11 protein-coding genes and 1 pseudogene are annotated in these 12,412 nt (G+C 71.7%); 7 read left to right on the top strand and 5 right to left on the bottom strand.

What is annotated here, in order from left to right:
- Positions 1-104 precede the first annotated feature (104 nt).
- Positions 105-1,091, bottom strand: a complete 987-nt coding sequence (locus ACZ7EC_RS01245; RefSeq protein WP_471056054.1) for a L,D-transpeptidase — start codon at positions 1,089-1,091, stop codon at positions 105-107.
- A 601-nt stretch (positions 1,092-1,692) separates the two neighbouring features.
- Between ACZ7EC_RS01245 and ACZ7EC_RS01240 the strand changes: the two genes are divergently transcribed.
- The 3 genes from ACZ7EC_RS01240 (at position 1,693) to ACZ7EC_RS01230 (ending at position 5,411) form a co-directional block, all read left to right on the top strand.
- Entirely contained in the window at positions 1,693-3,108 is a 1,416-nt protein-coding gene (locus tag ACZ7EC_RS01240; RefSeq protein ID WP_471056051.1) for a family 2B encapsulin nanocompartment shell protein, read from the top strand.
- 83 nt (positions 3,109-3,191) lie between these two features.
- On the top strand, positions 3,192-4,520 hold the full coding sequence (locus tag ACZ7EC_RS01235; protein WP_471056048.1) for a family 2 encapsulin nanocompartment cargo protein terpene cyclase: 1,329 nt from the start codon (positions 3,192-3,194) through the stop codon (positions 4,518-4,520).
- Between the two features lie 15 nt (positions 4,521-4,535).
- The gene (locus ACZ7EC_RS01230; protein ID WP_471056045.1) at positions 4,536-5,411 is read left to right on the top strand and encodes a geranyl diphosphate 2-C-methyltransferase; all 876 of its coding nucleotides are present in this window, start codon (positions 4,536-4,538) and stop codon (positions 5,409-5,411) included.
- Positions 5,412-5,574: 163 nt separating this feature from the next.
- On the opposite strand, the pseudogene ACZ7EC_RS01225 reads toward ACZ7EC_RS01230, so the two are convergent.
- A pseudogene (locus ACZ7EC_RS01225) lies at positions 5,575-5,672 on the bottom strand.
- A gap of 300 nt (positions 5,673-5,972) precedes the next feature.
- Between ACZ7EC_RS01225 and ACZ7EC_RS01220 the strand changes: the two are divergent.
- A complete protein-coding gene (locus ACZ7EC_RS01220) occupies positions 5,973-6,797 on the top strand; it encodes an alpha/beta fold hydrolase (RefSeq protein WP_471056042.1) in 825 nt (274 codons plus the stop codon).
- A gap of 31 nt (positions 6,798-6,828) precedes the next feature.
- Here ACZ7EC_RS01220 and ACZ7EC_RS01215 read toward each other — a convergent pair whose 3' ends face one another.
- Positions 6,829-7,287, bottom strand: coding sequence for a cupin domain-containing protein (locus tag ACZ7EC_RS01215; protein ID WP_471056039.1), 459 nt, complete (start codon positions 7,285-7,287; stop codon positions 6,829-6,831).
- Between the two features lie 125 nt (positions 7,288-7,412).
- Here ACZ7EC_RS01215 and ACZ7EC_RS01210 point away from each other — a divergent pair, with 125 nt between their 5' ends.
- Entirely contained in the window at positions 7,413-8,027 is a 615-nt protein-coding gene (locus tag ACZ7EC_RS01210; RefSeq protein ID WP_471056036.1) for a TetR/AcrR family transcriptional regulator, read from the top strand.
- A gap of 87 nt (positions 8,028-8,114) precedes the next feature.
- On the opposite strand, the gene ACZ7EC_RS01205 is transcribed toward ACZ7EC_RS01210, so the two are convergent.
- A complete protein-coding gene (locus ACZ7EC_RS01205; protein WP_471056033.1) occupies positions 8,115-9,080 on the bottom strand; it encodes an Lrp/AsnC family transcriptional regulator in 966 nt (321 codons plus the stop codon).
- Positions 9,081-9,195: 115 nt separating this feature from the next.
- Between ACZ7EC_RS01205 and ACZ7EC_RS01200 the strand changes: the two genes are divergently transcribed.
- Complete coding sequence (locus ACZ7EC_RS01200; RefSeq protein ID WP_471056030.1) at positions 9,196-10,647, top strand: FAD-dependent monooxygenase; 1,452 nt, start codon at positions 9,196-9,198, stop codon at positions 10,645-10,647.
- A gap of 94 nt (positions 10,648-10,741) precedes the next feature.
- Here the strand turns inward: ACZ7EC_RS01200 and ACZ7EC_RS01195 are convergent, their stop codons facing one another.
- Complete coding sequence (locus ACZ7EC_RS01195) at positions 10,742-11,398, bottom strand: hypothetical protein (RefSeq protein WP_471056027.1); 657 nt, start codon at positions 11,396-11,398, stop codon at positions 10,742-10,744.
- Between the two features lie 109 nt (positions 11,399-11,507).
- On the opposite strand from ACZ7EC_RS01195, the gene ACZ7EC_RS01190 reads away from it, so the two are divergent.
- On the top strand, positions 11,508-12,134 hold the full coding sequence (locus ACZ7EC_RS01190) for a TetR/AcrR family transcriptional regulator (RefSeq protein WP_471056024.1): 627 nt from the start codon (positions 11,508-11,510) through the stop codon (positions 12,132-12,134).
- The last annotated feature ends 278 nt before the right edge of the window (positions 12,135-12,412 follow it).

Genomic DNA, 12,412 nt, shown 5'->3' with positions numbered 1-12,412 from the left:
ACGTCCCCCCCCCCCCCCCCCCCCCCCCCCCCCCCCCCCCCCCCCCCCCCCCACCCCCCACCCCCCCCCCCCCCCCCCCCCCCCCCCCCCCCCGCGGCGGCGGATCACAGTGCCGAGGTCGTCTCCTCGCCGGTGGCGCTGCCCGCGAGCCACTGGGTCCAGTCCAGGTTGAAGTCCGCGTACCCGTTGTCGGGGTCCGCCTTGGCGCGGCTCGAACCGGTGATGGTGATGGGGTCGCCCTGCTTGACCTGGCCGTAGAACCACTTGGCGTCCGACAGGGACAGGTGGACGCAGCCGTGCGAGCCGCGGGCGCTGCCGCCGCCCGGCGAGGGGTCGCCGGTCGAGTAGTGGACGTAGGTACCGCTCTGGGTCAGGTGCACGTCCCAGGGCAGCGTCAGGTCGTAGTAGTTGGGGCTGCCCTTGTCGCAGCTGATGCCGACGCTGCAGGAGGTCATGTGGACCTTCTCCTGCTTGTCGATGACCGCCATCGTGCCGTTCCACGTCGGGTACTGGGCGCTGCCCGCGTTGATGGACAGGGTGCGCACCGGCTTGCCGTCGCGGGTCACCTTCATGGTGTGGCCGGTGACCGAGACGTCCGCGCGCACGTCGTCGCCGATCGTGAAGGTGTGCGTGTAGTCGCGCACGCCGTAGCGTCCGGCGCCGTTGCTGACGCCCTTCATGTCGGCGTCGATCTTCACCTTCGTGCCGGAGGGCCAGTAGTTCTTCGGCCGCCAGTCGGCGCGCTTGTCGCCGAACCAGTGCCAGGCGCCGGCCACCGGCTGCGAGGCGCTGACCTTCATGTGCTTCTCCACCGTGGCCCGTGCCTTGGCCGCCACGGGGTTGGTGAAGACCACCGAGATCGGCATGGCCACGCCCACCGTGGTGCCGTTCTGCGGGGTGATCGTGTCCAGCAGCATCGGCGGCCCCGCGGGCTTGGTCGGCGACGGGGAGGCGCTCGCGGTCGACTTGCCCGGAGCCTTCGCGTCGTCACCGCCCGCGCCGGCGTTGCCGCTCCCTCCGCAGGCACTCGCACCCATCAGCACCGCACCCGTGACCAGTGCGATCCCTATGCTGCCCTTGCGCCGTCCCACTTTCCTGCCCCGCTCTCTCGTTACCTCGGCCTGATGAACCCGACTCCCTGCCAGACAAGGAGAAGGCGCACCATAGTTGCGTGTCCCGCGCAAAGAGTGTCCCAAACTCCGGTGGGTGGTCGGACGGCGCACGGCACCCGGTCCGGCACGGGTCCCTCGCCGCACCTGTGCTTGCGGGGCGCCGGGCCCGGACGGACGCCGGCCGCGCTGCTCAGCAGCCGTCGCGCTCCGGTTCGATCGTCTCTTGCTGCCGTGTCACCCCGACAGGAAATCGAACACGCGAGGCCGGTTTCCTGTCGGTGCCGTGGCTTGATCATGCAAGGGCCCGACGCGTGATCGTCTTGTGCGGGCGGCCGGGCCCCGCCGCGGCCCCCGCGCGGATGGCGCGATGCCGCCTTTCGGCCCGATAAACCGTGTTCAATTTTTTATCACTGCTTCGAAGTAAGCCCACGAGCATTCCGGGAGCACGGGCTGACCGGCCGATTACGGTCCTCCACGTGGACGGATCCCCGAGACCCCGCCCCTCGACATTCCTCCCTTCCGCGGCCGGTGCCCCCGTGCGCGCGGGCCGCCAAGCCACGCAAGGAGAGGCCCGACCCCGATGACCGTCGACAGCAGCCCGGAGCCCCGGACCGCACCGGCCGCGCCACAGCAGTCGCTGAGCACCGCCGCCGCCCGCAACCTCGCCACCATCACCAAGTCCGCCCCGCAGATGCAGGAGATCACCTCCCGCTGGCTGCTGCGGATGCTCCCCTGGGTCGAGACCAAGGGCGGCGCCTACCGGGTCAACCGACGGCTGCGCCACACCCTCGGCGACGGACGCATCGAGTTCGTCCAGGAAGGCGCCACGGTCCGGGTGATCCCGCGCGAACTCGGCGAACTGGCCCTGTTACGGGGCTTCGAGGACCTCGGCGCCCTCACCGCCCTGGCCGACCGCTGCACCCAGCGCGACTTCGCCGCCGGCGAGGTCCTCGTCGAGCGCGGCACGCCCGTCGACCGCATCCACCTGATCGCCCACGGCCGCGTCGCCCGCACCGGGCACGGCCAGTACGGCGCCGAAGTCGCCCTCCCGGTCCTCGCGGACGGCGACCACTTCGGCGAGGAAGCCCTCCTGGACGGCGACGCCCACCACGCCTACACGGCCACCGCCCAGACCTCCGGCACCCTCCTCACCCTCTCCCGCGCCGACTTCACCGCCGTACACGACTCCGTGCCGGGCCTGCGGGCCCACGTCGAGCGGTTCGGCTCCGCCACCCGCAAGCGGCAGAACAAGTACGGCGAGGCCGAGATCGCCCTGTCGGCCGGTCACGTCGGCGAGGCCGAACTGCCGCACACCTTCGTCGACTACGAGCTGAACCCGCGCGAGTACGAGCTCTCCGCCGCGCAGACCATCCTGCGCGTCCACACCCGGATCGCCGACCTCTACAACGGGCCGATGAACCAGACCGAGGAGCAACTACGGCTCACGGTCGAGGCGTTGCGCGAGCGCCAGGAGCACGAGCTGATCAACAACCGCGAGTTCGGACTGCTCCACAACGCGGACTTCGCACAGCGCATCCAGCCCCACTCCGGGCCGCCGACCCCGGACGACATGGACGAGCTGCTCACCCGCCGCCGCGGCACCAAGTTCTTCCTCGCCCACCCGAGGACGATCGCCGCGATCGGCCGCGGCTTCACCGCCTGCGGCCTGTATCCCGACCACGTCGACATCGGCGGACAGACCGTGCTCGCCTGGCGCGGTGTGCCCATCCTGCCCTGCGACAAGATCCCGATCAGCAAGGAGCAGACCAGCTCCGTCATCGCGATGCGCACGGGCGAGGAGAACCAGGGGGTCATCGGCCTGCGGCAGACGGGCCTGGCGGAGGAGCACGAGCCGGGGCTCTCCGTGCGCTTCATGGGCATCAACGAGCAGGCGGTCACCTCGTACCTCGTCACCCTGTACTACTCCGCCGCGGTCCTCGTCCCCGACGCGCTCGGCGTGCTGGAGAACGTGCACATCGCCCACAGGCCGGACTAGAGGAACCGTTTCGCGCACGCGCCGACCCACCCCGCCCCGAACGACACGAGTCGACCGTCCGCCGCCGCAGCAAGGAGTCGCAGATGCCCGTATCCGGGCCCCTCGGACCAACCGTCCCCGCGCAGCAGCCGCCCGCCCCGTCGATCCCGGCGGCCACGGTCCCGGCCGGGGCCGCGCCCGCCGCCGCGGCAAAGGCCACGCTCCCCGCGCCCGCCGTCGTGGAGCAGGCCGCACCCGCCGCCGGCCCCGACCTCCGGCGGATCCTCGGCGGACCGACCGGCCTGGGCACGGCCTCGCTCTCCCTGGCCCGCACGCTGAGTCAGCTCGCCCCCGAGCCGAAACCCGGACCGGGCCCGGAACCCGGAACGGTTCCGGCGCCCCTCGCGCAGGCCCCCGTCCCGCCCACCGGAGCCCAGGCCGCCCCGCCCGCCGAAGGGCAGGTCGTCCCCGGCCTCTACCACCACCCCGTCCCGGAGCCCGATCCCGCCCGCGTCGAGGAGGTGAGCCGCCGGATCAAGCGGTGGGCCGAGGAAGAGGTCCAGCTCTACCCCGAGGAGTGGGAGGGCCAGTTCGACGGATTCTCCGTCGGGCGCTACATGGTCGCCTGCCACCCCGACGCCCCCGACATCGACCACCTGATGCTCGCCACCCGGCTGATGGTCGCGGAGAACGCCGTCGACGACTGCTACTGCGAGGACCACGGCGGCTCGCCCGTCGGCCTCGGCGGACGACTCCTCCTCGCGCACACCACGCTCGACCACCTCCACACCACCCCGGAGTACGCCCCGGAGTGGGAGGAGTCGCTGGGCTCCGACGCGCCGCGGCGCGCGTACCGCAGTGCGATGGACTACTTCGTCCGCGCGGCGACGCCCTCCCAGGCCGACCGCTACCGGCACGACATGGCGCGGCTGCACATGGGTTACCTGGCCGAGGCCGCCTGGGCCGAGACCGGGTACGTGCCGCAGGTGTGGGAGTACCTGGCGATGCGCCAGTTCAACAACTTCCGCCCCTGCCCGACCATCACCGACACCGTCGGCGGCTACGAACTCCCGGCCGACCTCCACGCCCTGCCGAAGATGCAGCGGGCCATCGCCCTCGCCGGCAACGCGGCCACCATCGTCAACGACCTCTACTCCTACACCAAGGAACTCGACAGCCCCGGTCTGCACCTGAACCTGCCGGTGGTGATCGCCAGGCGCGAGCAGCTCTCCGAGCGCGACGCGTACCTGAAGGCCGTCGAGGTCCACAACCAGCTCATGCACGCCTTCGAGGCGGCCGCGGCCGACGTCGCCGCGGACTGCCCGCTGCCCAGCGTGCTGCGCTTCCTCAGGGGCGTGGCCACCTGGGTGGACGGCAACCACGACTGGCACCGGACCAACACCTACCGCTACAGCCTGCCCGACTTCTGGTAAAGAACGGATACTTCAGTGACCACGGAAACGACCCGCCCCCTCTCCGCGACGATCCCGGCCCCGGCGACCCCGTACCAGGAGGACATCGCCCGGTACTGGAACAACGAGGCGCGGCCGGTGAACCTGCGCCTCGGTGACGTGGACGGCCTCTACCACCACCACTACGGCATCGGCGCCGTCGATCACGCCGCGCTCGGCGACCCGCAACACCGGGATTACGAGAAGAAGTTGATCGCCGAGCTGCACCGGCTGGAGTCCGCCCAGGCGGAGCTGCTCCTGGACCACCTCGGCGCCATCACGAGCGAGGACACCCTCGTGGACGCCGGCTGCGGGCGCGGCGGCTCCATGGTGATGGCCCACCGCCGCTTCGGCTGCCGGGTGCAGGGCGTCACCCTGTCCGAGACGCAGGCCGAGTTCGGCAACGGGCGCGCGCGGGACCTGCGGATCCAGGACCATGTCCGCTCCCACGTCTGCAACATGCTCGACACCCCCTTCGAGAAGGGGAGCGTCGCCGCCTCGTGGAACAACGAGTCCACGATGTACGTCGACCTGCACGACCTGTTCGCCGAGCACGCCCGCTTCCTCAAGGTGGGCGGCCGCTATGTGACGATCACCGGCTGCTGGAACCCGCGCTACGGCCAGCCGTCGAAGTGGGTCTCGCAGATCAACGCCCACTTCGAGTGCAACATCCACTCCCGGCGCGAGTACCTGCGCGCGATGGCCGACAACCGCCTCGTGCCGCAGACGATCATCGACCTGACCCCCGACACCCTGCCCTACTGGGAACTGCGGGCCACGTCCTCCCTGGTCACCGGAATCGAAGAGGCGTTCATCGAGTCGTACCGGGACGGCTCCTTCCAATACGTCCTGATCGCCGCCGACCGCGTCTGACGCCACAAGGCGGTCAGGGACGCCCCGAAGCCCCGTCCCTGACCGCACGGCCCCCTTCGTTGGTAACGCGGCGTGGTTCGCGGTGTGATGGCCCGGAGGGCGCGGCGGCCGCAGATGTGGCTGTCAGGGTGGGGCTGGGCACCGTCCCCCTGGAGGACCTGGCTGGCGGAGAGGGCAGGATTCGAACCTGCGTGGACCCCTGAGGGTCCGACCCTGAGACATGCTCACCGGTCCCCGATCAACCACTCCGGGCACCTCTCCTCGCTCCCGGCTCCCGGTTCTCCCGAGTGCCGTTCACATGAACAAGACTGACAGGGCGCCCTGATACACGGCTGACGCACCCCTGACGGGTTCGCCTCCCGTCACGGGGGAGGCGAGTGAACTCCTTGCCCTGTAGGCGGCCCCCGACCGCCTCGGCACCGGGGTCGGCAGGGCCCTGATGGAGCAGACGCTGATCGCCGTCAACGTATTGCGCAGCCGCTCTCGTCGTGAGAATCCACTTGCATGAAGGATGTGACTTACCTATATTCATGAGAGTTGATTCTCACGAAGGGCGTACCCATGACCTCTCCCGTTCCCGCCACCACCCGTACCGTCGACCTCCCCGGCGGCCTGACCGTGACCATCGAGGAGCGCGGAAGCAGCTCCGGAGGAAGGGGCTTCCTGCTGCTGCACGGCGGCGCGGGCCCCCAGACGATGGCCGGTCTGGCGAGCGCGCTGACCGAGCACGCGTACACCGTCGTCCCGACCCATCCGGGTTTCCAGGGCACGCACCGCCCCGAGTGGGTCGATTCGGCGGCCGACCTCGCCGTCGCCTACCTGGACCTGATCGACCTCCTCGGCCTGAGCGAAGTCATGGTGATCGGCACCTCGTTCGGTGGCTGGGTCGCCTCCGAGATGGCCCTGCGCGACACCAAGGCCCGCATAGGCAGCCTCACCCTGCTCAACGCGGTCGGCGTCCACCCGGTGCGGAAGGAGGACGCCGTCGTCGACGTCCGCACCCTGGCACCGGCCGAAATCGCCCAACTGTCCTTCGCCGGTCCGGCCTTCCGCCCCGACTTCTCCTCCTTCAGCGACGAGCAGCGGGCGCAGGGGGCCGCCAACCAGCGGACCCTGGCGGTCTACGGCGGCGAGGAGTTCTCGTACGACCCGAAGCTGCGCGGGCGCCTGCACCGCGTCGGCGTACCCGTCCTGGTCGTCTGGGGCGAGCAGGACGGCATCGCTTCCACCGCCTACGGCCGCGGGTACGCCGAGTCCTTCCCCGACGGCCACTTCGTCCCCGTCCCCGAGGCCGGACACTTCCCGCACATCGAGCAGTTGGGGCTCACCCTCGGCGCCATCGGCGACTTCGCGCGGACCGTGGTGAACGCTCCGGCCGCGGCCTGAACCCGGAGCGCCGCGAGCGCGGGCCGGCGGCTCAGTCGTACTCCGTGGCGGGTGTGGTCGCGTACCGGGCCATGACCCGCACGGTGGCCGCGCCCGTCAGCTCCCCGTCCCGCGCCGCCGCGTCGCGCAGGTCCCGGAAGTACTGCACGTACAGGTCGGGCGTGAAGGTGTTGACCATCACCACCGGCTCGTCGCCCGAATTGGCGAAGGTGTGCGGCACGCCCGGCGGAACCATCACCAGCGTTCCGGCGGGCGCCTCGTACTCGTCGTGGCCGACGGTGAACCGGGCCGTGCCGGAGACCACGTAGAAGCCCTCGTCGTGTTCCGCGTGACGGTGCTGGGGCGGGCCGGCGCTGTGCGGGGCGAGGGTGATCTCCCCGATGCCGAGGCGGTGCGCGGTGGTGCCGCCGTCCTCCAGGATCCGCATCCTCGCCGGTCCCAACTCGATCACCTCGCCGCCGTCAGGGGGGACGATCGCGACGCTGTTCATGGTCGGACTCCTCTGTGAGAGTTGGCTCGCATGAAAATAGGGCGGTCGCATCGTATGATGCAAGTCTTCCTCGCGGGAAGACCGCAGGTAAAGACGCCTCCCGTCGCGGACCGAAAGGTGGATCCATGTCCTCGTCCACGTCGCCGGCCTCCGGCATGACCGGCCGCGCGAACCAGAAGCTGCGGACGCGCCGGGCGATCGTGCAGGCCGCGGCCGAACTGAGCCGTACGGGGCGCGAGGTGACCATGGCCGACATCGCGGCGGCGGCCCTGGTCTCCGAGGCCACGGCCTACCGCTACTTCCCCGATCTCGTCAGCCTCCTCCAGGAGGCCATCGCCGGCCAGCTCCCCGAGCCGGGCGAGGCGCTCGCCGGGGTCGAGCACTCCACCGATCCGGTGGCGCGCGTCGCCGCCGCGACCGAGTTCCTGCTGCGCCATGTGCTGGCCCGGCAGGGCGTGGTCCGCGCCATGATCGCCGGAACCATCGCCCGGCCCGACCGGTCCGCCCGTCCCGGCCTGCGCTTCGGGCTGATCGACCACGCGCTGGCGCCGGCGGCCGCCGGGATGGACCCCGCCGCGCTGGAGCAACTCAAGCGGGGCCTCGCCGTGGTGGTCAGCGCCGAGGCACTCTTCAACCTCACCGATCTGTACGGCCTGGACCCGCAGGACGCCATCGCCGGCGTCGTGGCGACCGCGACGTCCCTCACCCGCGCCGCCCTCCACCCGGACCCGAAGCCGTAGGGCCCCGACGCCCCGGAGGCCGGCGAGGACCGCCGCATGGCATGGCGCCGACGCTCGCGGTCCCCGGCCTGATCCAGACGAAAGACCCTAGGCTCGGTTCGCCGCCTGTTTGACCGTCCGGATCACCGGCGCGGTCTCCAGGTGAGCGATGGCCGGCAGCGCGGCGACCTGTGTGGTCAGGTACCGGTACAGCTGCCGCTGGTCCGCGCACACCACGCTGGCGTACAGGTTGGTCGGGCCGGTCGTGGCCGCCGCGAAGGCGACCTCCGGATGGGCGGCCAGCGCCTGACCGGCCTCCTCCAGGTGCGCCGGGGCGACGGAGAGCCAGAGCAGGGTCCGGGCGGTCCCGCCGAACATGCGCCAGTCGACGTCGATATCCAGGTAGAGCACGCCGTACTCGCGCAGCTCCGTCATCCGGCGCCGTACCGTCGTCGGCGACCAGCCGGTCGCCGCGGCCAACTGCTCGTACCCCGCCCGGCCGTCGGTGGCGAGCAGTGCGAGGAGCTTGCGGTCGCCCTCGTCGAGCCGCACCGGCCCCTCCCGGTGCCGCAGCGGAGGCGGGCGCAGCCGCTCGACCGCCCCCTCGTCCAGCAGGCCGAGCTTGCCGACCAGGTTGTCCGGGCCGCCGTAGAAGGCGTGCAGCACGGAGTGCGCGGTCACGCCCTCCACGCGCGGGGTGCGGGGGAGCTTGGCCAGCAGCAGCGCCTCGCTGTCCGCCTCGCTCTCGGTCCTGACCACACAAGTGATCTCCGTGCCACCGGAGTTGAGGCTCACCCAGGAGGTGTCGGGGCGCCTGGCCAACGCCTCGGCGACCGGCAGCGACGCGGCGGGCGCACAGCGCACCCGCAGGAACCACAGGACTGCCCCCAGCGCGGAGGCGTCGATCCCGCCGAGCACCCGCAGCGCCCCGGCCGACCGCAACCGGGCGTAGCGCCGGGCGACGGTGCGATCCGACACGCCGAGAACCTCGGCGATGGCGCTGAACGGGGCACGACCGTCGATCTGGAGGGCGTGCACGAGCCGCCGGTCCAGCTCGTCGTAGTCGGATTCCACCGGATGAACGCTAGGCGGTGTCACATACCGGCGCAATGAAGCCGGTTGCTGGGCTGGGCCGCCCGGTCGGCGGAGCGTTGCCCGTGTCCCGACCGACACAGCCACAGGAGAGTCCATGGACACCGATGTCCTCATCGTCGGCGCCGGCCCGACCGGAATGACACTGGCCGCCGAACTGCTGCTGGCGGGCGTGCCGACCGTGCTGGTCGACAAACTGCCGCGGCGCAGCGATCTGTCCAAGGCGGGCGGCGTGCAGTCCCGCACACTGGAGGCGCTGGACCAGCGGGGGCTCCTGGAACCGTTGCTGGCCACCGGGGAACACCCCGTCACCACCGGCCACTTCGCGGGCATCCCCCTCCCGCACGACACCGGCCGGCACCGCCTGCCCTGGCGTTCGGTGCCGCAGGTGGTGATCGAGGGATTCTTCGAACAGCACCTCGCCGCGCACGGCCGCCACGCCCGCAGGGGCCATGAACTGGTCGGCCTCACCCAGGACGACGACGGAGTCACCGCCGCCTTCGCGGACGGGGCCACCCTCCGCAGCCGCTACCTCGTCGCCGCCGACGGCGCCCACAGCGCCGTACGGTCCCTGCTGGGCGTCGAATTCCCCGGCGTGGCGAGTACGTTGACGATCGTCGCCGCCGATGTGCGGCTGGACGGCGCCGATCCGGACGCGTCGCACACCTGGCACGAGGACGGGCCATGGGCGGCGCTGTTCCCGCTCGGCACCGATCCGCAGGGCAGGCCCCTGCGGCGGCTGGTCCTCGGCGGCCCTGACCGGTCGCTGCCGAGGGAGACCCCGGTCACCGAGGACGAGATCCGCGACGGCCTGAACACCGTGTTCGGAACGCGGGTGCGCCTCCTCGAAGTGCGCTACGCCCGCCGTATCACCAACGCCTCACGGCAGATCGAGCGGTACCGGCACGGGCGGGTGTTCCTGGCGGGCGATGCCGCCCACGTGCACCTTCCGCTCGGCGCGCAGGGCATGAACACCGGAATACAGGACGCCTTCAACCTCGGCTGGAAGCTCGGCGCCGCCCTGCACGGCTGGGCACCGGAGCACCTGCTCGACACGTACCACGCGGAACGGCATCCGGCCGGGGCCGCCGTACTGCGCAACGTCCGGGCGCAGAGCCTGCTGATGGACTGGGCCGGCACCCGCGATCCGGATGTGCTGGCCGCCCGTGAGATCTTCACGGACCTGGCCCGACTGCCGGACGTGCAACGGTATCTCGGCGACCTGATGTCCGGGATGGCCCTCCGCTACCCGATGCCGGGCACCGAAGCCCATCCGCTCGTCGGCCGCCCCGCACCGGACCTGGACCTCGGTCCGGCCCGCGTGCACGAACTGCTGCGGTCCGGGCGCGGCGTCCTGCTCGACCCGGCCGACGCGCTCGGCGGGATCGCCGCGCCCTGGTCGGACCGGGTGGACCGGGCGGGCCGGGGCGCCCCCACCGAGCCGATGCTCATCCGGCCGGACGGCTATGTGTGCTGGGCCGGCACCACCGGTCTGGAACCGGCGCTCATCCACTGGTTCGGCGGGCCGCGCCGAGCGGAGGCACGGTAGCGCTCAGCCCTTCACCGGCAGCGGTCACCGCGCCACCGACGGCCGGTCGGCACGGCTTCTGAAGCGCCCGCCGCGCGACCGGGCGGCACGGCTTCTAAAGCGCCCGCCGTGCGAACGGGCGGCGGGCCGCCCGGACCGCCGCACCGAGGGCGAAACCGTAGACGGCGACCAGCCCGTGGCCGTTGTCCTGGGCGAGCCACATCGCCAGGCCCAGCACCGGGACGCCGACCGCAAGGGCGCGCTCCTTGGGGAGGCGGGCGCGGGTGAGCAGGGCCAGGGCGAGGGTGGCGCCCAGGAAGTAGGTGGCGCCGGAGCTGCCCGCGAAGTTCCGGGGGTCGGTGCTGGGGCCGTCGCCGAAGCCCAGCAGGGTGTCGATCCGGCCCGGCAGCACGATGCCGGCGAAGAAGAAGCCGAGCGTCAGCGGGCCGCCCCAGTACCACTCGGCGAGCGCGGCGACGACGGCGAGCGTGACGAGGTTCCACAGGGCGCCGAAGAAGCCGCCGTTCTGCATGAACACCGACGTGAACTCGCGCCACCAGCCGGACTTGGCGGGGTCCGCGTCCAGCGCGCCCATGGCACCGGACCAGGCCAGCTGGAGCAGGACGCCGCCGACGGCGAGCGCGGTCAGGGCGATCGCCGCCCACGGAACCGGCCGCCCGCGCAGGGTGTCCCGGCCGACCACGCCGAGACCGCAGTTCACCATCATGACCATCAGCGCGGCCGTGGTCACGTTGAAGACGATCGCCTCCATGCCGGACTTCCCCCCGAGAACCAGCGCTTTCCAACGCTGTTCGAAAATGCGATGGCGTGAAGCTAGCACAGTTTTCGAACGGTGTTGGAAGGTGTTGTACGGTGAGCCCGTGAAGCTCACCAGGGAGCGCATCGTCGACGCGGGCATGGCTGTCTTCGCCGAGGCCGGCTATCAGAACCTGTCCATGCGTCAGGTCGCCGAGCGCCTCGACGCCCACGCGGGCAGCCTCTACTACCACGTACGCGGCAAAGAGGAACTCCTCGCCCTGATGGCCGACCGGATCTGCCGCCGGGCCTACGACGCGGGCACCGACGCCCTGGCCGCGCTGCCGCCCACCGCCACCTGGCGGGACCGCGTCGAGGCCCAGGCCACCGCGCTGCGCTCGGAGATCAAGCAGCACCCCGGCGGCGCCCAGCTCCTCGCCGAGAGCCCCGGCAGGCTCAGCACCGGCGCGTTCTCCCTGATGGAGCGCCTGCTGCGCACCCTGCTCGACGGCGAGGTGCCCGCCGCGCACTGCGGTATCGCCGCCGACACCCTGCTCAGCCATGTCACCGGCTTCGTGCTCCAGGAGCAGAACCAGCCGACCGCCCCGCCGACCCTCACCGCCGATCTCCACGCCGACCTGCGCGAGCGATTCCCCCTTGTCATGGGCGACGTGATCCCCCGGTTGAGCCCCGGCGAGAAGTTCACCCGCAGCATCCGCCTGCTCTGCGCGGGCTTCGCGGCGCTCGACTAGGGCCTTTCTTCCGGATCAGGTCGGCTCGGGTTGGCGGTGCCTTACGGCCCGAGCCGAGCGGGGGCTGGTGCGTGCAGATGCAAGGCGGAGGAGGGAGTCGACGCGGAGCGTCGACGACCGACGACAACGCCGCAGATGTGCGTGCCAGGCCCCGCGACCCCGGCAAGATCCGGAAGAAAGGCCCTAGCGTCGGCGGGCCGGAGTTTCGATCCGGCGGGCCGACTGCGGCGGCGCGAGGGGGCGGCGGCGATCCGTAGGCTGGACACGTGGATGACCCG

The sequence above is a fragment of the Streptomyces sp. NPDC037203 genome (assembly GCF_055605065.1).
Note: the sequence above shows the minus strand (reverse complement) of the source record. Positions and strands in the feature narration are given on the sequence as shown.

Bases quoted from the DNA above. Each gene is read 5' to 3' on its own strand.
- ACZ7EC_RS01240 (WP_471056051.1), top strand. From the start codon at position 1,693: ATGACCGTCGACAGCAGCCCGGAGCCCCGGACCGCACCGGCCGCGCCA.
- ACZ7EC_RS01235 (WP_471056048.1), top strand. From the start codon at position 3,192: ATGCCCGTATCCGGGCCCCTCGGACCAACCGTCCCCGCGCAGCAGCCG.
- ACZ7EC_RS01220 (WP_471056042.1), top strand. From the start codon at position 5,973: ATGACCTCTCCCGTTCCCGCCACCACCCGTACCGTCGACCTCCCCGGC.
- ACZ7EC_RS01215 (WP_471056039.1), bottom strand. From the start codon at position 7,287: ATGAACAGCGTCGCGATCGTCCCCCCTGACGGCGGCGAGGTGATCGAG.
- ACZ7EC_RS01210 (WP_471056036.1), top strand. From the start codon at position 7,413: ATGTCCTCGTCCACGTCGCCGGCCTCCGGCATGACCGGCCGCGCGAAC.
- ACZ7EC_RS01200 (WP_471056030.1), top strand. From the start codon at position 9,196: ATGGACACCGATGTCCTCATCGTCGGCGCCGGCCCGACCGGAATGACA.
- ACZ7EC_RS01195 (WP_471056027.1), bottom strand. From the start codon at position 11,398: ATGGAGGCGATCGTCTTCAACGTGACCACGGCCGCGCTGATGGTCATG.